21 protein-coding genes are annotated in these 19,985 nt (G+C 42.0%); all 21 read left to right on the top strand.

Annotated elements, in window-relative coordinates; translation table 11 throughout:
• Positions 1–245: 245 nt before the first annotated feature.
• The 21 genes from BMY80_RS02455 to rplE all read left to right on the top strand — a co-directional run bounded on the left by BMY80_RS02455 (position 246) and on the right by rplE (position 19,979).
• Positions 246–6,125, top strand: a complete 5,880-nt coding sequence (locus tag BMY80_RS02455; protein WP_093140611.1) for a PKD domain-containing protein — start codon at positions 246–248, stop codon at positions 6,123–6,125.
• Positions 6,126–6,289: 164 nt separating this feature from the next.
• Positions 6,290–7,429, top strand: a complete 1,140-nt coding sequence (argE, locus tag BMY80_RS02450) for an acetylornithine deacetylase (RefSeq protein WP_093140608.1) — start codon at positions 6,290–6,292, stop codon at positions 7,427–7,429.
• A gap of 265 nt (positions 7,430–7,694) precedes the next feature.
• The gene (gene argC, locus BMY80_RS02445; RefSeq protein ID WP_031578244.1) at positions 7,695–8,699 is read left to right on the top strand and encodes an N-acetyl-gamma-glutamyl-phosphate reductase; all 1,005 of its coding nucleotides are present in this window, start codon (positions 7,695–7,697) and stop codon (positions 8,697–8,699) included.
• A gap of 14 nt (positions 8,700–8,713) precedes the next feature.
• A complete protein-coding gene (gene argB / locus BMY80_RS02440) occupies positions 8,714–9,496 on the top strand; it encodes an acetylglutamate kinase (protein WP_031578245.1) in 783 nt (260 codons plus the stop codon).
• Between the two features lie 16 nt (positions 9,497–9,512).
• Positions 9,513–10,424, top strand: a complete 912-nt coding sequence (locus BMY80_RS02435; RefSeq protein ID WP_031578246.1) for an ornithine carbamoyltransferase — start codon at positions 9,513–9,515, stop codon at positions 10,422–10,424.
• Positions 10,425–10,431: 7 nt separating this feature from the next.
• On the top strand, positions 10,432–11,643 hold the full coding sequence (locus BMY80_RS02430; protein WP_031578247.1) for an argininosuccinate synthase: 1,212 nt from the start codon (positions 10,432–10,434) through the stop codon (positions 11,641–11,643).
• 193 nt (positions 11,644–11,836) lie between these two features.
• Entirely contained in the window at positions 11,837–13,216 is a 1,380-nt protein-coding gene (argH, locus tag BMY80_RS02425; RefSeq protein WP_093140606.1) for an argininosuccinate lyase, read from the top strand.
• Between the two features lie 277 nt (positions 13,217–13,493).
• Positions 13,494–13,805: a 30S ribosomal protein S10 gene (gene rpsJ, locus BMY80_RS02420; protein WP_031578249.1), complete on the top strand. Its 312-nt coding sequence runs from the start codon at positions 13,494–13,496 to the stop codon at positions 13,803–13,805.
• Positions 13,806–13,819: 14 nt separating this feature from the next.
• Complete coding sequence (gene rplC / locus BMY80_RS02415) at positions 13,820–14,458, top strand: 50S ribosomal protein L3 (RefSeq protein ID WP_093140603.1); 639 nt, start codon at positions 13,820–13,822, stop codon at positions 14,456–14,458.
• 14 nt (positions 14,459–14,472) lie between these two features.
• Positions 14,473–15,081 (top strand): 50S ribosomal protein L4, encoded by a 609-nt coding sequence (gene rplD, locus BMY80_RS02410; RefSeq protein WP_031578251.1) that lies wholly within the window; start codon positions 14,473–14,475, stop codon positions 15,079–15,081.
• Positions 15,081–15,383 (top strand): 50S ribosomal protein L23, encoded by a 303-nt coding sequence (rplW, locus tag BMY80_RS02405; protein WP_342741906.1) that lies wholly within the window; start codon positions 15,081–15,083, stop codon positions 15,381–15,383. Before rplD ends, rplW begins: the two co-directional genes overlap by 1 nt.
• 11 nt (positions 15,384–15,394) lie before the next feature.
• The gene (gene rplB / locus BMY80_RS02400; protein ID WP_093140601.1) at positions 15,395–16,216 is read left to right on the top strand and encodes a 50S ribosomal protein L2; all 822 of its coding nucleotides are present in this window, start codon (positions 15,395–15,397) and stop codon (positions 16,214–16,216) included.
• Positions 16,217–16,237: 21 nt separating this feature from the next.
• The gene (gene rpsS / locus BMY80_RS02395; RefSeq protein WP_031578254.1) at positions 16,238–16,510 is read left to right on the top strand and encodes a 30S ribosomal protein S19; all 273 of its coding nucleotides are present in this window, start codon (positions 16,238–16,240) and stop codon (positions 16,508–16,510) included.
• Between the two features lie 11 nt (positions 16,511–16,521).
• On the top strand, positions 16,522–16,857 hold the full coding sequence (gene rplV / locus BMY80_RS02390; protein WP_031578255.1) for a 50S ribosomal protein L22: 336 nt from the start codon (positions 16,522–16,524) through the stop codon (positions 16,855–16,857).
• A 10-nt stretch (positions 16,858–16,867) separates the two neighbouring features.
• Complete coding sequence (gene rpsC / locus BMY80_RS02385) at positions 16,868–17,587, top strand: 30S ribosomal protein S3 (protein WP_031578256.1); 720 nt, start codon at positions 16,868–16,870, stop codon at positions 17,585–17,587.
• Positions 17,588–17,598: 11 nt separating this feature from the next.
• Positions 17,599–18,012, top strand: coding sequence for a 50S ribosomal protein L16 (gene rplP / locus BMY80_RS02380; RefSeq protein WP_031578257.1), 414 nt, complete (start codon positions 17,599–17,601; stop codon positions 18,010–18,012).
• Entirely contained in the window at positions 18,012–18,215 is a 204-nt protein-coding gene (gene rpmC, locus BMY80_RS02375; protein WP_031578258.1) for a 50S ribosomal protein L29, read from the top strand. Before rplP ends, rpmC begins: the two co-directional genes overlap by 1 nt.
• Positions 18,215–18,463, top strand: a complete 249-nt coding sequence (gene rpsQ, locus BMY80_RS02370; RefSeq protein ID WP_031578259.1) for a 30S ribosomal protein S17 — start codon at positions 18,215–18,217, stop codon at positions 18,461–18,463. The genes rpmC and rpsQ overlap by 1 nt, the downstream gene beginning before the upstream one ends.
• A gap of 263 nt (positions 18,464–18,726) precedes the next feature.
• On the top strand, positions 18,727–19,095 hold the full coding sequence (gene rplN, locus BMY80_RS02365) for a 50S ribosomal protein L14 (RefSeq protein WP_031578261.1): 369 nt from the start codon (positions 18,727–18,729) through the stop codon (positions 19,093–19,095).
• A gap of 14 nt (positions 19,096–19,109) precedes the next feature.
• On the top strand, positions 19,110–19,427 hold the full coding sequence (rplX, locus tag BMY80_RS02360) for a 50S ribosomal protein L24 (RefSeq protein ID WP_093140598.1): 318 nt from the start codon (positions 19,110–19,112) through the stop codon (positions 19,425–19,427).
• 12 nt (positions 19,428–19,439) lie between these two features.
• On the top strand, positions 19,440–19,979 hold the full coding sequence (rplE, locus tag BMY80_RS02355; protein ID WP_031578263.1) for a 50S ribosomal protein L5: 540 nt from the start codon (positions 19,440–19,442) through the stop codon (positions 19,977–19,979).
• The last annotated feature ends 6 nt before the right edge of the window (positions 19,980–19,985 follow it).

Genomic DNA, 19,985 nt, shown 5'->3' with positions numbered 1-19,985 from the left:
GTTTTCATAAAGACGAACTCTTTATTATTTTGTGTGCCTATAAAATTTAGAAAACATTGTATAAATGTGATCTGTATTTCAGAAAAAATATAAAAAATAGATATTTATGAAATAAGTTTGAAATCGTTTTTTTTATGTATTAAAATTTTAAATTAAAGTAAATTTGAAATGTTAACTCAATGTTAAAACATGTTTAAATTTATTTAAATTTGTCAGATGTTAAACCCAATTCAGGATTATAGACAATGAAATTAACAACTTTATCTTTAGCTATTGCATCTGCTATGGCAGTCACTGCGTGTGGTGGCGGTGGCGGTGGTGGTGGGGATAATCCAACACCAGATAATGCATATATGACTGTAAATTACAGTCTTTATTCTTCTAATGACGCAGCAATGGCTGATGGTAATGCAGATGCATCAAGCACTGTAACCCAAATCTGTCTTGATTTAAACAAAAATGACAGCTGTGACTCAGGTGAGCCAAACAAAACCGTGAATGGTGTTAGCGGTTCAGCTAAATTAGAATACGATAGTTCAATCAACTTAAATGATGTGAATGTCATTGCCCAGAACGCTCTTTCAAAGATGAGAATCAAGGCCAACGTTGGCGGAGCAGCTTCAGGGGCATCAACAAAGTCTGTTTCAGATGTAGTTAATTTGAATCCATTAACCAATCTGGCGTATTCCCAGAATTCCGGTTCAGGCAATATAGCAGGGCCTGATGATCTTGCCAGCATTATCGGCACAAGTGCAAATTCTAATGATTTTGGTTATGATACCGTGTTCAACAGTCTTGATGCAGATGTTAAATCGTTATCCGATACTTTACTTATTTTAGGTTATGGCAAGCTTGCAAATGACCTGTCTTCAGGTGCTTACGGTACTGTATCGAATCAGTTGCATGGTTTACTGCAGAAGATTAAGACATATCTGTCAGAAAACGATAATGACAGAATCAAGATGTTAAGAAGTGTTTCTGCCATAGGTATGAAGACATTTGATAATCCGGATCAGCCAGTTCCTCCATCACCTGATGCACCGGAAATGTCATATAGCGTGACTGAAGGAACCGGAAGTGTTACCTTTAAACTGACAAATGTTTCAGATGCAGCAAGTGTAAAGTGGAATTTTGGTGACAATGAAACCTCAACTGAACTGAACCCAACTCATGTATACAAGAAATCAGGTACATATACTGTTGTAGTTACCATTGCTGACGGAGATGTTTATCAGTTAACTCAGTCTGTAACTGTTAATGTTACCGCTAATGTAAATAATGCTCCAGAAGCTGCGTTCACTTCAGAAGTTAACGGAAAGACAGTTAAATTTACTAATAAGTCATCTGATAAGGATGGTGATCAGTTATCATACGTTTGGGATTTCGGCGACGGTCAGAAATCAACTGATGCGAATCCAACTCATGTATATGCTGATTATGGCAATTACAGTGTTAAACTGACTGTTTCAGATGGCAAGACCGAGTCAAGTATCACCAATCCTGTAAAGGTTTCATCTGAAAATAATCCTCCTGTCCCTGAGTTCTCATATACAGAAGACAATGGACTGGTGAAATTTACAAATACATCAAACGATCCTGATGGTGACGAATTGTCATATGTATGGGATTTCGGTGATAACACTACCTCAACTCAGGTTAGTCCGGAACATCAGTATGCTAAATCAGGTGCCTACACAGTCAAGCTGACTGCAAATGATGGCGCAGCTACTGTTACTAAGGAACACAGTGTAAATGTTAGCATCATTGATCCAGTTGTAAACCACAAGCCTGTTGCAATGTTTAGTTACAGTGCCGCACAGAATGTGGTTACTTTCACTGATGCTTCAACAGACGCTGATGGTGATCAGTTATCATACGTTTGGGATTTCGGTGACGGCCAGTCATCTACTGCAAAGAATCCTCAGCATACCTATGAAGCAAAGAATGCTTCCTACACCGTTAAATTAACTGTTAACGACGGTAAGCTGGCATCAGAAGAGTTCACGCAGAATGTTACCGTAACAATGGAAAATAATTCACCTGTTGCAAAATTCAGCGTTTCGGTAGACAGATACACTGCAACGTTTACCAATAACTCTGAAGATCAGGATGGTGATGAACTCACATATTCATGGAATTTCGGTGACGGTGCTACATCTACTGAAAAGAATCCAAAACATACATATGCTGCAAATGGTAATTACACCGCAAAACTTACAGTGTCTGACGGAAAGACAAGTGTTTTTGTTACCAATCCAGTAAGCATCAATGTTTCAGATATCTGTACTGACAGCGATCCGTACTGTAAGGGTGATGCAGATACTTCATGCGAGGAAGTGTGCACCACCAAGACCGAAACAGTATGTACCGGTGGTACTACTGAAGGAGCTGTTTCAGATGCGTATCATGCAACAAATCCTAACGGTAACGTAGGTGCCAATAAGACTATCTCTGGAGCGTCTGACTGGGGGGATGACACTTTAATAGCTGTAAGTGCCGCAAACGATGACCCTCGCGCTTATCGTGGCTACCATGAATATCCAACTGATGTTTACAGTCTTCACGCAGCATGGGATGACACAAATCTTTATCTGATGGTGGAATTCCCAAATCTTCAGGATGCTGAAACAGGAAGTGATTTCGATGCCTCTTCTTACCAGTTCCTTCCTAACGGTATTGCAATTAATACCGGCAAGAGAAAGGCCGGTGTAGGTCTGATGGATGAAGGCGGTAATCCTTGGAATGATAAGTTAACATTCTGGAATATTAAAGATGGTCTGGACACTTTACTTATGTTCCACCCTCGTCTTCCTACCGTTAACAAGCCGGGGCTCTTCCTTACTAATTCAGAAGGCCTGTTCTCTTATGACGTAGAAGGTGGCTATTTAATCGGTTTTGATGCCGCTGGTATTGAACGTGTGGTTTATCAGCAGCCAGTATCAGCAAATTACTGGGGTATTGCCAATAATTACGATGGTGGTGCTGACCAGTACAAGGATACATCCCTTTATACTGATCTGATGCCGACTTCAAACAAGAATGCTGCAGGTCGTATGTATCAGGTTACGATTCCACTGGCAAGCATAGGCGTTGATTCAGCATGGATGACCAGCCATGGTGTCAAGGTAATGTGGTTCACCACAATGGGCCAGTCTCCAATGGATTGTCTGCCTTGGGATCCGGTAATGGTTGATGCAGCATCTGAACCATATTCTGTTGAAGATTCCACTTCTCATGAAAAGGAAGATCTGGATATTATAACCGTTCCTCTGGCATCCGTAGGTAAACTTCAGTCAACCGGTACCGGTCAAGAAACATGTACTGATGTTGAAAAGGAGGTTTGTGAACCTGATCCGCAGTGTCAGATTGATACCTCTGCCATTGAAGTTAGTCTCAACGGTTCAACCAAGGATAACGGCAAGTCTGTAACCGTAACTGCAACTGTTGCAACCGGCTATAAAGGTGTCAAGTATACCTGGGAACCATCTGTAGGTTCAAAGGTTACCTCTGAATACAACGATACTACCAAGTCATTTACCGTAAACAAGAGTTCCAAGGAACAGACCTTTACACTTAAGGTTACTGCTGACAGTGCCAAGGGATATCGTACAGGTTCAGAAACTTATACTGTGACCATTCCTGCATGTCAGGGGGATGAATGCCCTAATCCGTCAGAATGGAGTACTTCAACAGGTGAATTTGCAGATGTTAGTGTATACACTGAATCAAACTGCAAGGCTCCGGCTAATTCCATCATCCTTAAGTATGACGGCTTTACATCTCCTTACGTCTGGCTGTACAAGGATTCAGAAACCAACTACTCTGGTGGAAAGTGGCCTGGTGCTGCAATGACCAAGATTGAAGGATGCACTGAATCATTCTACACATATACTCCTTCAACTACAGTTGATTCAGCTTTAGCCATTTTCTCTGATACTATAGATGGACTTAATCAGTATCCAGGTACGAATCAGCCAGGCGTTGAGTATTCTTCAGCAACTCCTTGCTTTGATTTCTCAGCCAAGAAGTTTAAGACTGCTGATGAATGCGGTATGACCCCGGCTGAGGTTAAGACAGAAACTTACGTAACTGTTGATAATAAGAAACAGGCAGACGGTTCAATCATTAAGATCGTTGAAAAAGACGGTGAAGCTTCATCAGCATACAAAGATGTTGCCTTAATGATTTATGGTAAGGGAGTCGGTAAGGAAACCAAGGGTACTTACACTATTGACGGTTCTGAACAGGAATTTACCAATGGTGAAATAATCCGTGTGGGAGCCAACGTAACTGCTCCTGATACTGAAGCTGGTGAAGATCCAAAGAAGGCTACTCTGACTGTAACTTACGGTGATGCTTCTTCAACCTACACCATTCAAAAGAGTAAGTGGGTAACCCCACCTCCAGTAACAGGTGTTGATTTTACATGGAATAATGCTCTGATTTACTTCGTTGTTACTGACCGTTTTGCGAACGGTAACACTTCAAACGATAACTCATATGGAAGAAAAAATCCAGATGCTTCAGGTCATCCTACAGCAACATTCCATGGCGGTGATATCAAGGGGCTGACTAAAAATCTTGATTACATCAAGTCTCTGGGTATGAATGCTATTTGGCTTACTGCTGCATATGAACAGTCTCACGGCTGGACCGGCGGTGGCAAGAATGGTAATTTCCAGCACTATGCATATCACGGTTACTATGCCTTAGACTTTACCTCCTTGGATGCTAACATGGGTACTGTTGATGAATTCAGAGAATTTGTAACAGAAGCTCATAAGCGTGGTATCCGTGTAGTTATGGACGTGGTAATGAATCACTCCGGTTACGCCACACTGAAGGATATGTGTGACTTCGGCTTTGGTGTTCGTTCAGATGGCAAGAACGCCTGTGAAGAATGGACTCCAGGTAGTGGTGAGTCTTACCATAATAAGCCAATCAGTGAAGCTGCTGACAGCAGGTGGGACAGCTGGTGGGGTGCAAACTGGTTAAGATTCGGTGCATACGGCGGTTGCGGTTCAGATGATTTAACCACCTGTACATCATACCTGCCAGATTTCAAGAACGAACCAAACGGTTCTTCCGTAAATCTGCCAACTTTCCTGGTTAACAAGTGGCAAACTGCAGATGCTGCCCACGACATTCCTGCTGCTAAGGCTTATCGTGCAGGCAATATGTCTGTAGCTGATTTTGAAGCTCACTGGTTAGCATCATGGGTTGAAGAATTCGGTATTGACGGTTTCCGTTGTGATACTGCAAAGCACGTTGAAAAGGCAACATGGGGTAAACTCAAGAAGTACTCTAATGAAGCTTTGGCCAAGTGGAGAGCAAATCACGCAAACGGTGATGATCCAGCCGCATCATGGACTGACGATTTCTGGATGACCGGTGAACACTGGAACTTCGGTACTGATCCTTCTGACGGCTCAGGTTATGGCAGTACAGGCGGATTTAACTCCATGATTAACTTCAGCTTAGGATGTTCAACACCAGATGCAAGTACCTGGTCATCATATGCCGGCAAGTTTAATAACGGAACCAGTGCTCCAGCTCTGAACGCTCTGTCATACGTATCATCACATGATACCCAGCTTTGCCGTCCGGGTGACATGAAGGCTCTTGGTACAGGTCTTGTACTCTTACCAGGCGGTGTTCAGGTTTACTACGGTGACGAAACTGCCCGTCCAAATGATAACGGCGGTTCAGGCAACGATGAAGAACATGGTACCCGTTCTGATATGAACTTCCCTTCAGACATCAGTAACCAGGCTGAATGGGCTGCCAACGTTGATTCAATCAGCACCAGTTTCTCATCAAATGAAACTCTTGCTCACTGGCAGAAGGTTGGTCAGTTCAGATTCCGTAACCCAGCTGTAGGTGCCGGTAAGCAGACTGAAACTGGCGATGGTTCACTCTGTCGTAAGTATGACAACTCATCTGAAAACATCAGCAATGCTGTTGTAATTCATGTTGGTTCAGCGTCATCTGTTAACGTTGGTGACTGCTTCGAAGATGGAACTGAAGTTATGGATGGCTACAGTGGAGCTACAGGTACTGTCAGTGGCGGTTCTGTATCTCTCTCTGGAACCGGTAGCTTAATTCTTCTTGAAGTTAAGCGCTAATTCAATAATAATTAGCTAATACCTTTTTAAAGGACTCACGAAAGTGGGTCCTTTTTTTGTTGTATTATTTGAAAAAAAAACATATATTTGAACGTGTCATAATCTGACATCGGATAATTTAAAATCCTTCTCATATTCAGACTCAACCAGGTACGGGAATAATTATGGCTGCTGATTTCATTGACTTTTACAGAAAACTGATTTCCATTAATTCCATCAGCTCCGAGATACCGGAGCAGGATATTTCCAATGAAGAGGTGATAGATTTTCTGAATGATTATCTTACTGATAAGGGGTTTGTGACCAAAAAACTTCCTGTAAAGAATTCCAGAAACAAATATAACCTGATAGCGAAAATCGGGAGCGGAGCCGGTGGACTTGCTCTGTGCGGTCATACAGACACTGTTCCATGTGATGAGGGAAAATGGCTCAGTAATCCTTTTGAGCTGACAGAGAGAGATAACAGGCTCTATGGGTTGGGAGTTATTGATATGAAGGGCTTTTTTGCATTTGTTTACAATGTAATAGAAAACATTGAATTATCAGCTCTTAAAAAACCTCTTTACGTTATTGCGACCGGTGATGAGGAAACAAATATGGGGGGCGCTATTTCTCTTCAGGAACAGTTCTCTGATAAACCTGATCTAATGATCATAGGTGAACCTACTTCCATGGTACCAGTTATTATGCATAAAGGTCATGTGGTGCAGGGGGTTAGAGTAAAGGGAAAAGGAGGACACAGTTCAAATCCTGATGCCGGCACCAATGCCATAAAGATAATGCATGAAGTAGTTGGCGGTCTTCTGAATCTTGAAAAAGAACTTAAAGAGAGATACCACGAAGAGCTGTTTCAGATTCCTTATCCGACAAGTAATATAGGAAAAATTTCAGGTGGCGATGCCCCAAACAGAATTTGTGAGAACTGTGAATTACTGTTTGACATCAGACCTATTCCGGGACATGGAGTTGAGGAAATGATGAAACTTACCCGTGAGGTACTTCAGCCTGTCCTGAACAAATACCCCCAGAATATTGAACTTTTTGTTCCATATGAACCTACTGAACCTTTTGGAGGAAAAATATCTGATGAGACGGTTAAATATCTGGAAGAGGTTACCGGAAAGAATGCTGTGGCTGTAAACTATGCTACTGAAGCAACTTACTACCAGAATATCAGCGAAACAGTGGTTCTGGGGCCCGGCAGTATAGACATGGCTCATCAGCCGAACGAATATCTCGATATGGATGAGATAGCTCCTGCTCAGGATATACTTCTCAGCATAGTTAAACGTTACTGTATGTAAAACAGTTTCGATTTTTCTATATTATTTTTTAAAAGTTTATTTTAAAAAGTGTAGACTTGGTAAAAATTTTAAGATTTTTTAAATATTTATGCACAAAAACTGCATAAATATGTAATAATATGCAAGCTGTATTGTTTCTGCTTAAAATTGCGACAGTACATAATTCGAGCAGGCGGTCTTTGTATGGTGCCTCTCTTTTACAATAAATTATTTTGTTACCATATAAGGTAAAAATTTTTTATACAGAATTAAGGAATATAACAGAATGCTTAATGTAGCTATCATTGGTGCCAGCGGTTATGCCGGTGCTGACTTATCTTTAATTGTTGCTAAACATCCAAATCTTCAGATTGGCGGTTTATATGTATCTGAAGGCAGTGCTGACGCCGGTAAGCTCTTAAGCAGTTTGTATCCTCGCCTCCACTCATATGTTGATTTACCGCTTCAGCCTTTGACCGCAGAAGCTTTAAACGATGTAAAGAAGTGTGACATAGTATGTCTGGCTACAGCCCACGTAGTAAGTATGAGACTTGCTCCTGAGCTTGTTGATGCCGGCTGTAAGGTGTTTGACCTGTCAGGTGCGTATCGCGTGAATGATCCGGCTTTTTATCCTGAATATTATGGTTTTGAACACGAAAATCTTAAGTATCTTGAACAGGCTGTATATGGTCTTGCTGAATGGAATGCTGAGGAAATTAAGAAGACCAACCTGATTGCAGTAGCAGGCTGCTATCCAACTGCTTCTCTTTCTGCATTAAAGCCTCTTGCAGTTAACAATCTGATCGCCGAAGGTAGCATGCCAATCATTAATGCTGTTTCAGGAGTTACCGGATCAGGCAGAAAGGCTTCATTAACCAACAGTTTCTGCGAAGTAAGTCTTAACGCATACGGCGTGTTCAAACACAGACATCGTCCTGAAATCAGTCATCATCTCGGACAGAAGGTTTTGTTCCAGCCTCATCTCGGCAATTTCAAGAGAGGTATTCTGGCAACCATCTATGTTCAGCTCAGAGATGGTGTTACCGATGAAATGATAGAAAAGGCATATAAGGAAAAGTATGCAGGACAGAATATTGTTCGTATCGTTGATCACTGGCCTGCAGTAAAGGATGTTGAATTTACCCCGTTCTGCGACATTCATTATCAGAGAGAAGGAAATACTCTGGTTGTATGCTCTGCGATAGACAATTTACAGAAAGGTGCCGCAGCTCATACAATGCAGTGTATTAATATTCGTTTTGGTTTTGAACCTACTGCAGGTTTATTATAATACGGTGGTTGGCTATGTTGGATAATGTATTAATCATTAAACTCGGTGGCGCTTTGATTGAAAACGATGAGGCGTTAACTGCATTATATGAAGGATTAACTTCATATTTGAAAGATCACAAGAGACCGATTGTCCTTGTTCACGGCGGCGGCTGTCTTGTTGATGATTTACTTAAGGGACTTGGCATGAAGTCAGAAAAGAAAAATGGCCTTCGTGTGACTCCTTTTGATCAGATCCCTTATATCACAGGTGCTTTGGCTGGTACTGCTAACAAGCTGATGCTTGCCAAGGCTAAGTCAATGGGTGTTGATGCCGTAGGTTTATGTTTAACCGACGGATCAATCACCAAAGTAACTCAGCTTAATGAGGAACTCGGTGCTGTAGGCAGTGCGACAATTGGTTCTCCAAAGCTTCTTGAAGTATTATTGGAAGCCGGTTATATGCCAACCATCAGTTCTATTGGTATAACTGACGATGGAAAGCTTATGAATGTTAACGCTGATCAGGCTGCAGTGGCTTTGGCAATCTCATTAAAAGCTGATTTGGCACTTTTGTCAGATGTTGATGGCATTTTGGACAAGAATGGTAACCTGATTACCACCATGACTGAAAAGCATGCCGCAGATTTAATTGCGGACGGTACCATAACCGGAGGCATGGAAGTTAAGGTTAAGGCAGCTCTTAAGGCTGCCAAGGCTTTAAATAAACCGTTAAGCGTGGCCAGCTGGCGTTATCCTGATAAGATTAACGCTTTGTTAAGTGGTGAAGCCATCGGTACAAGAGTGCTCCCAGAATAATATTTTAGGAGATAATATGCGTCATTTATTAACTGGTTTTGAGTTCAGCTCAGATGAATATCTTCAGGTTCTTGAGCTGGCTAAGGATATGAAGGAAAATCCAGCGAAGTATTCAACTAATCTGGCCGGTAAGACAGTTGTGACTCTTTTTGAAAAGCCGTCATTACGTACAAGAGTGACTTTTGAAGCAGGTATGTACAGACTGGGCGGTCACAGCATTTATCTTGACCAGAAAAATGGTGAATTCGGGCACAGAGAATCCGTAAAGGATTATGCCTGCAATATGTCACGCTGGGTAAATGGTATTGTTGCCCGCGTATTCCTTCACAGCACTCTTCAGGAACTTGTGAAATATGGCACCGTTCCGGTTGTTAATGCACTGTGCGATTTGTATCACCCATGTCAGGCGTTTGCGGATTTTCAGACCATCAGAGAACATTACAGTGATCTCTCAAAGGTAAAGCTTGCTTATCTCGGTGACGGCAATAATGTTACAAATTCACTGCTGATTGCCGGCGCCAAACTTGGTACTGATGTTACCTGCGTATGTCCTAAGGGAAGCGGTCCTGATGTTCAGGTGTATGAAGCAGCATGCGAAGTTGCAAAACATACAGGTGCGAAGCTTAAGGTTACCGACAGTGTTGAAGATATCAACGGTTTTGATGTAGCATATACCGATACTTGGGTTTCAATGGGGGATGATACTCCATTGGATAAAGTTAAGGCCAGATTCATGCCTTATCAGATTAATCAGCAGCTGCTTGACAAGACTGGCATTCGTCATGTACTGCATTGCCAGCCTGCTCATAGAGAATATGAAATTACATCTGAAGTTATGGATGGCCCAAGCTCATTAATTTATGATGAGGGTGAAAATCGTATGCACGCTCATATGGCAGTTTTAAGTACTTTATTAAATCAGGAGTAGAAATAAAATGGCTGTTAAAAAAGTAGTATTAGCCTATTCAGGTGGTCTTGACACCTCTGCTATCGTACCTTGGTTAAAGGAAAACTACGATAATTGTGAAGTTATTTGTTTCGTTGCTGACGTAGGTCAGGGCGCTGACGATCTTGAAGGTGTTGAAGATAAGGCAAAGGCTTCAGGCGCTTCAAAGTGCATCGTTAAGGATTTAAAGGAAGAATTCGTAAAAGATTACGTTTACCCAACTTTAAAGACCGGTGCGGTATACGAAGGTACTTATCTTTTAGGTACTTCCATGGCTCGTCCAGTAATTGCCAAGGCTCTTGTAGAAGTTGCCATTGCTGAAGGTGCTGATGCTATTGCTCACGGTTGTACCGGTAAGGGTAACGACCAGGTTCGCTTTGAAAGTGCTGTAGCTGCACTTGCTCCTCAGCTTAAGGTTATTGCTCCATGGCGTATCTGGAAGATGCGTTCACGTGAAGAACTTTTAAATTACTTAAGCGAACGCAATATTCCATGTAAGGCTACTTTAAAGAAGATCTACAGCCGCGATGCTAATGCATGGCACATTTCAACTGAAGGTGGTGAACTGGAAGATACCTGGAACAAGGCTACTGATGCTGTATGGACTTGGACTACCAAGCCTGAAGATGCACCTAATACTCCTGAAGAAGTATCAGTAAAGATCGAAAAGGGTGAAATCGTTGCTGTCAACGGTAAGGAAATGTCTGCATATAACTGTCTCGCAACCTTGAATGACATTGCTGCCCGTCATGGTGTTGGTCGTGTTGATATTACTGAAAACAGACTTGTTGGTATGAAGTCTCGCGGTTGCTATGAAACCCCAGGCGGAACCGTAATGCTTGCTGCTTTACGCGCTATCGATGAACTCGTACTTGATAAGACCTTAAGATCTTTCAAGGCAAAGATCAGTGAAGATTTTGCTCAGCTGGTTTACGATGGCCGCTGGTTTACTCCACTTTGTGATGCTATTTTAGCATCAGCAAATAACATTGCAGAAGTTTGCAGTGGTGAAGTAGTTCTTAAGCTCTACAAGGGCTCTGTAACTGCTATTCAGAAGAAGTCAGACCACAGCCTCTTTAATGTAGATTTCTGTACCTTTGGTGAAGATGAAGTTTACAATCAGGCTGATGCTGAAGGCTTTATCAAGCTTTATTCTTTACCAGCCCGTATCCGTGCCATCAACGCTTCAAACAAGAAGTAATTTACTGTCAGGATGCAGTCTTAGTCTATGATTAAGATTGGCTGATTCATGCAGAAGGCGTATTCATTTGAGTACGCCTTTATTTTTAGGGGCTGGAGTAAGTCTGTAAGCGTGTGTCGCGTTTCTATTTTGTTTTATGAAATTAGGCTTAAATAATATATAATGACACAAAAATATTGCGAGGTAGATAAATATGGCTTTATGGGGTGGTCGCTTTACACAGGAAGCGGATGCAAGATTTAAATCTTTTAACGATTCATTAGTCTTTGACTATCGTATGGCAAAAGAGGATATCGAAGGTTCAATTGGCTGGGCAAAAGCAATTGCCTCAGTAAATATTATTTCAGCAGAAGAGTTGGAAAAACTCTTGAAGGCTCTTAACGAATTACTGGCCGAAGTTGAAAAAGATCCTCATTCAATTGCTCATGCAGGCTATGAAGACATTCATTCATATGTTGAGGCCAGACTTATTGAAAAGGTTGGTGATTTAGGCAAGAAGTTACATACAGGACGAAGCAGAAACGATCAGGTTGCCACGGATCTTAAGCTCTGGTGCAGAGCACAGGTTGCAATTCTTCTTAAGTCCATTACCGGTCTGGAAAAGACGCTTGTCGATTTCGCTGACATAAATTTTGACACCGTAATTCCTGGTTACACTCATTTGCAGAGAGCTCAGCCTGTTACATTCGGTCATTGGGCGATGGCATATGTTGAAATGTTTGATAGGGATTACAGAAGACTCAGTAACTGTCTGGAACTGTTAAACACCTGTCCATTAGGAAGTGCCGCACTTGCAGGTACTGCCTATCCTATTGATCGTGAAGCACTGGCAAAGGATCTCGGATTCAGCAGAGCAACAAGAAACAGTCTTGATAGTGTTTCAGACAGAGATCATGTGCTCGAACTTTTAAGCTGTTCATCCATTTCCATGGTACATCTTGCCAGAATGGCTGAAGATATTATTTTCTACAACAGCGGTGAATCAGGATTTATCGAACTTTCTGATCGTGTGACCAGTGGTTCATCATTAATGCCACAGAAGAAGAATCCTGATGCATGTGAGCTTATCAGAGGTAAAAGCGGACGTGTAATAGGTTCTCTTATGGGGATGCTTACTACTCTCAAGGGGCTTCCTCTTGCATACAATAAGGATATGCAGGAAGATAAAGAAGGTCTGTTTGATGCTCTTGATACATGGCATGACTGTTTAGATATGGCCTGCCTGGTATTCGAAGACATCAAGGTAAATAAGGAAAGAACCCTGGCTGCAGCAAAGGGCGGTTATTCTAATGCTACTGAACTTGCTGATTATCTTGTATCCAAGGGTATTCCTTTCAGAGAAGCTCACCACATTGTTGGTGAGGCGGTGGTGTATGCCATTAAGCAGGGTAAACCGTTGGAAGATTTGACAGTAGAAGAATTCCGTCAGTTCAATGACAGAATTTCAGACGACGTATATCCGATTCTTACTATTGAATCCATACTCAAGAAGCGCTGCGCAAAGGGTGGTGTATCTCTGGAACAGATTAGATCAGCGGTTGATTTCATGAAGAATGAGTTGTCAGCTAGATAATCATTTGAGTAAATCCTCAGCTAAAACGGTCAGATAAATTTATCTGGCCGTTTTTAATTAAAAAGGTAAAAAAGATCACATTTTTCTTGCAATTATAGAAAAATTAACTATAATTACTTAGCTCTTTAACGAGCGATGCTCTTATAGCATTTACCCCCTAAGATATTTAGGGATTTAATTAGTTTGGACTAATCTCCTCTTGCCTAAAAATTAAAAAGATATGGCGAGACGGCGGGTTTGTCTTTTTTGTTCTTTTTCCATTTGGAGCTCTGGTAATATGCCAAACCAAAGAATTCGTATTCGCTTAAAGGCTTTCGATCATAGATTAATCGACAAGTCTACTGCGGAAATTGTTGAAACTGCTAAGCGTTCTGGTGCACAGGTGCGTGGTCCAATTCCACTTCCTACTCGTAAGGAACGTTTTACTGTACTGATTTCTCCACACGTAAACAAAGATGCGCGTGATCAGTACGAAATTCGCACCCACAAGCGTCTTGTGGATATCGTTGAACACACTGACAAGACTGTTGATGCTTTAATGCGCCTTGACCTTGCTGCAGGTGTTGATGTTCAGATTAGCTTGGGTTAATGAGGGGATAAATAATGTCAATTGGCGTAATTGGTCGCAAGGTTGGTATGACTCGCATCTTCGAACAAGATGGTAAGTCAATTCCTGTGACTGTTATTGAAGTTGAAGCAAATCGCGTAACTCAGATCAAAACTAAAGATACCGATGGCTACACTGCTATCCAGGTAACTACCGGTTCAAAGAAGGCTAGCCGTTTAACTAAGCCTGAAGCCGGCCATTTTGCTAAGGCTGGTGTTGAAGCCGGTCGTGGTTTATGGGAATTCCGTATCGACGACGCTGATATTGCTAACTATTCAGTAGGTTCAGAAGTTAAAGTTGAATTATTCAACGATGTTAAGAAGGTTGACGTAACCGGTACCTCTAAGGGTAAGGGTTTCGCAGGCTCAGTAAAGCGTTGGAATTTCCGTACTCAGGATATGACTCACGGTAATTCACGTTCTCACCGTGTTCCTGGTTCAACCGGTCAGAATCAGACTCCTGGTCGTGTATTCAAGGGTAAGCGTATGTGCGGTCACTTAGGTAATGTTAAGGTTACTGTACAGGCTCTTGAGGTTGTACGTGTTGATGCTGAACGTAATGCTCTCTTAGTTAAGGGTGCTGTTCCAGGTGCAATCAACGGTACTGTTGTTGTTAAGCCAAGTGTTAAAGCGTAAGCGAGGGGATAATCATGGAATTAAAGATGGTAGGCTCAAGCCCACTTCAGGTTTCTGAAACAACCTTCGGTCGTGAATACAACGAAGCGCTTGTTCATCAGGTTGTAGTAGCTTACATGAACTTTGCCCGTCAGGGTTCAAAGGCTCAGTTAACCCGTTCAGAAGTATCTGGCGGCGGTAAGAAACCATTCCGTCAGAAGGGTACCGGTAGAGCACGTGCTGGTTCTATCCGTTCTCCATTATGGAGAGGCGGTGCTAAGGTTTTCGCTGCTCAGCCACAGAACTGGGAACAGAAGGTAAATCGTAAGATGTACCGTGTTGCTATTCGTAGCATCCTCAGTGAATTAGTTCGTCAGGATCGTTTAGTTGTAGTTGAAAACTTCGGTGTTGAAGAAATCAAGACCAAGGCTCTCGTAAACAAGCTTAACGAATTATCACTCAAAGATGTATTAATCGTAACTCCAGACTTTGAAGAAAAATTAGCTCTGTCAGCTCGTAACCTCTACAAGGTAGACGTATGCAGCGTTCAGGGTGCTGGTTTCAACCCAGTAAGCCTTATCTCTCATGACAAGGTATTAGTAACTTCTGCTGCAGTTAAGAAGATTGAGGAGTTATTAGCATAATGGTTAGTTCTCGTCTTTATAATATCATTAAGAGCCCATTGGTAACTGAAAAGACCAATACTATTGCACAGGCTAACAACGTTGTTACTGTTGCAGTTGCTAGTGATGCCACCAAGCCAGAAATCAAGCAGGCTTTTGAAAAGATTCTTGGTGTAAAGGTTAAGGCTGTAAACACTATTAACTACCAGGGTAAAGTAAAGCGCACTGGTCAGCGTTTAGGTCGTCGTCAGGACTGGAAGAAGGCTTATGTTACCTTAATGCCTGGTCAGACTGTCGATTTCGTAGGTAGTCAGGCTGAATAGGAGTAATAAAAATGGCAATTGTTAATTGCAAACCAACATCTCCAGGTCGTCGTCACGTTGTTAAGATTGTGACTCCTGATCTTTACAAGGGCGCTCCATTTGCTGGTTTAGTTGAAGAAAAGCGTAAGACTGGTGGTCGTAACAACTACGGTCGTATCACTACCCGTCATATCGGTGGTGGTCACAAGCAGCGTTATCGTGTTATCGATTTCAAGCGTGTTAAGGACGGTATCCCTGCTAAGGTTGAACGTATTGAATATGATCCAAACCGTAGTTCACACATTGCACTGATCTGCTATGCAGACGGTGTTCGCAGCTATATTTTAGCTCCTAAGGGCTTAAAGGCTGGTGATGTTGTTGAATCAGGTGCTCATGCATCTATTAAGGTTGGTAATGCTCTGCCATTACGCAACATCCCTGTTGGTACTAATGTTCACTCTGTTGAACTTTACCCAGGTAAGGGTGCTCAGTTTGCACGTTCAGCCGGTGCTTTCTGTCAGATCCTCGCTCGTGAAGGTGACTACGTAACCTTACGTATGCGTTCTGGCGAAATGCGTCGCGTTTTAGCAGACGGTCGTGCTACCATTGGTGAAGTAGGTAATTCAGAACACATGCTTCGTCAGTTAGGTAAGGCTGGTGCTAAGCGTTGGTTAGGCATTCGTCCTACTGTTCGCGGTATGTCTATGAACCCAATCGACCATCCACATGGTGGTGGTGAAGGCCGTAACAAGGGTATTCAGCCAAGATCTCCTTGGGGTACCTTATGTAAGGGCTACAAGACCCGCAAGAATAAGCGTACTGATAAGTACATCGTTCGTCGTCGTGATAAGTAATTTTAGATAAGAGGTATTACCATGCCACGTTCGCTCAAGAAAGGTCCTTTTATTGACCAACACTTGCTGCAGAAGGTAGAGAAAGCGGTGGAAAGCAATGATAAGAAGCCAATTAAGACTTGGTCTCGTCGCTCAATAATTATCCCTACTATGATTGGGATGACCATCGCTGTCCATAATGGTCGTCAGCATGTACCTGTATACATTTCTGACGAAATGGTTGGTCACAAGTTGGGTGAATTTGCCCCAACTCGTACTTTCAAAGGTCACGCTGCTGATAAAGCAGGTAAGTAAGGAGTTATTAAATGGAAGCTATCGCTATACATAAGAATGCCCGTACTTCAGCTCAGAAAGCACGTTTAGTAGCTAACCAAGTACGCGGTTTACCTGCGGCTCAGGCTGTTTACACTTTACAGTTTAGCCCAAGAAAGTCCGCAGCTATCATTTTAAAGGTTTTGAAATCAGCAATTGCCAACGCTGAACACAACGTTGGTTTAGATGTTGATTCATTGTATGTTTCACAGATTATGGTTGACGAAGGTCCTTCACTCAAGCGTATCCGCGCTCGTGCTAAAGGTCGTGCTGACCGTATCACCAAGCGTACCTCCCACATCACCGTTGTTGTGGCAGCTAAGGCGTAAGGAGTAAGGAATGGGCCAGAAAGTTAATCCAAATGGTATTCGTTTAGGTATTACTAAGCAGTTCAATTCTACCTGGTATGCAAACACTGCTGATTTCGCAGACAATCTTTTCTGCGATTATCAGGTTCGTGATTACATTTCTAAGGAATTAAAGAACGCTTCTGTATCACGTATTGTTATCGACAGACCGGCAAAGACCATCACTGTAACCATCTACACCAGCAAGCCAAAGGCTGTTTATGGTGAAAAGGGTGTTAATCTTGAAAAGATCCGCACTCAGGTTGCTAAGATTGCAGGTGTTGCTGCTTCTGTTAAGGTAATGGAAGTTAGAACTCCTGAATTAGATGCTAAGCTTGTTGCTGACAATATCGCTTCACAGCTCGAACATCGTGTTATGTTCCGTAAGGCTATGAAGAAGGCTATTCAGCTTGCAATGAAGGCTGGTGCTAAGGGTATCAAGATCGAAACTAGTGGTCGTTTAGGCGGTGCTGAAATTGCACGTTCTGAATGGTTACGTGAAGGTCGTGTGCCATTACACACTCTTCGTGCTGATATTGATTACTCTGTATCTGAAGCTAACACCACTTACGGTGTAATCGGTGTTAAGGTATGGATTTTCAAGGGTGAAATTTTAGGTGGTTTACCACTTGAAACTGAAGCTCAGCCAGAAAAGAAGCCTTCTAAGAATTTCAACAAGCGTCCAAACGCTAGAAATCAGGCTGCTAAGTAAGGAGATCGATTATGTTACAACCAAAGCGTACTAAATACCGTAAGACTCAGAAGAGTCGTAACCGCGGTCTTGCCTATGCAGGCGGTACCGTTGCTTTCGGCGATTTTGGTCTGAAGGCCGTAACCCGTGGTCAGATTACTGCACGTGAAATCGAAGCTGCTCGTAGAGCGTTCACTCGTGCTATTCAGCGTAAGGGTCAGATCTTTATCCGTGTATTCCCAGATAAGCCAATTACTGAAAAGGCTCTTGGTGTTCGTATGGGTAAAGGTAAGGGTAGTGTAGAATACTGGGTTTGTCCAATTCAGCCAGGTAAGATCTTATTCGAACTCGGTGGAATTCCTGAAGATTTAGCCCGTCATGCATTCGAACTTGCTGCTGCTAAGCTCTCTGTTCAGACCACTTTTGTAACTAAGGCGGTATTATAATGTTTGTAAGTGAACTTAATAATAAGAGTGTTGAAGAACTCAATACTGAGTTAGCCAACTTATTGCGTCAGCAGTTTAACCAGAAGCTTATGTTAAAGACCGGTTCTCTTAAGGACGTTTCAGTTTTAAAGAAGACTCGTCGTGACATCGCTCGTGTTAAGTTAGTGTTAGCACAGTTATCTTCAAAGAAGGATGGTGAGTAATGAGCGAAATTTCTCGTTTAAAGCAGGGTCGTGTAGTTAGCGACAAGATGGATAAAGCCATTGTAGTTGCTATTGAACGTAAAGTTAAGCACCCTATTTATGGTAAGATCGTTAAGCGTACTACCAAGCTTCATGTTCAGGATGAGAACAACGTAGCTAAAGAAGGCGATATCGTTGAAATCAAGGAATGCCGTCCTATTTCAAAGACCATTTCTTGGACTTTAGTTCGTGTTGTAGAAAACAACTAATATTAACATTTAGTTAATTGTTAAAAGGGAAGCTCGCTTCCCTTTTTTTATTATATAAACGATATAGTCAAACTGATAACTCTTTATTCCAGTGTAGAGGAATATGTCAAAATTCCTCCATATGAATTCAGTTTTGTAAATAATTGAATTTAGATCAAAAAAATCCTTAATCTTTTTGAAATTTTATGTTACTATAACGCACCATTTCATTGTATTGAGATGTAATTTTGTTTTTATTTTTATTATTATAACGGAGCATAATCATGATCCAGATGCAGAGTATGCTAGATGTCGCTGATAATTCAGGCGCTCGTAGTGTAATGTGTATTAAGGTTCTTGGTGGTTCACATCGTCGTTACGCCAGTGTTGGTGACGTTATCAAGGTTTCTGTAAAGGAAGCAATTCCTCGCGGAAAGGTAAAGAAGGGTGACGTAGTTAACGCAGTTGTAGTTCGCACTAAGAAAGGCGTTCGCCGTCAGGATGGTTCTGTCATTCGTTTTGACCGCAATGCGGCTGTTCTCCTTAACGGTCAGTATCAGCCGATTGGAACTCGTATTTTTGGACCAGTAACTCGTGAATTACGTACTGAACGTTTCATGAAGATCGTTTCACTGGCTCCTGAAGTTCTTTAATAGAGGGTCGAAATATGGCAAGCAAAATCCGTCTGAATGACGAAGTAATTGTTATCGCTGGTAAGGACAAGAAGAAGACCGGTAAGGTAGTTAAAGTTTTAACTGCTGAACATAAGGTTGTTGTTCAGGGTGTTAATCTCGTTAAGAGACACATCAAGCCTAACCCAGCTTATGGTATCGAAGGTGGTATTGTTACTAAAGAAGCACCTATCGATGTATCTAATGTTGCGATTTATAATCCTTCTACTCAGAAGGCAGATCGCGTTGGTTTCAGATTTGAGGATTCTAAGAAGGTTAGATTCTTTAAGTCTAATAATGAACTTGTTAAATAATTGGAGTTTACAATGGCGAAACTGCATGATATTTATAGACAAGAAGTGATCAAGACTTTAACTGAACAGTTTGGTTACAAGACTGTCATGCAAGTCCCTAGGATTGAAAAGATAACCCTCAACATGGGTGTCGGTGAAGCTGTGGACGATAAGAAGGTTTTAGAAAATGCTGTTAAGGATTTAACCGCTATTTCTGGTCAGAAACCTTTAATCACCAAGGTTCGTAAATCTGTAGCGGGCTTTAAGATTCGTGAAGGCTATCCGATCGGTTGTAAGGTTACCTTACGTGGCGAACGTATGTGGGAATTCCTCGAAAGATTAATTTCTATCGCTATGCCTCGTATCCGTGACTTCCGTGGTGTTAATGCCAAGTCTTTCGACGGTCGTGGTAATTACTCAATGGGTGTTCGTGAACAGATCATTTTCCCTGAAATTGATTTCGATAAGGTTGACGCAATTCGTGGTATGGATATCACCATCACTACTTCTGCTAAGACTGATGACGAAGCAAGAGCACTCTTAACTGCTTTTAATTTCCCATTCCGTAAGTAAGGATAT

The sequence above is a fragment of the Ruminobacter amylophilus genome, assembly GCF_900115655.1.
GTDB lineage: Bacteria > Pseudomonadota > Gammaproteobacteria > Enterobacterales > Succinivibrionaceae > Ruminobacter > Ruminobacter amylophilus.
This window is presented reverse-complemented; position numbering and strand designations above follow the sequence as displayed.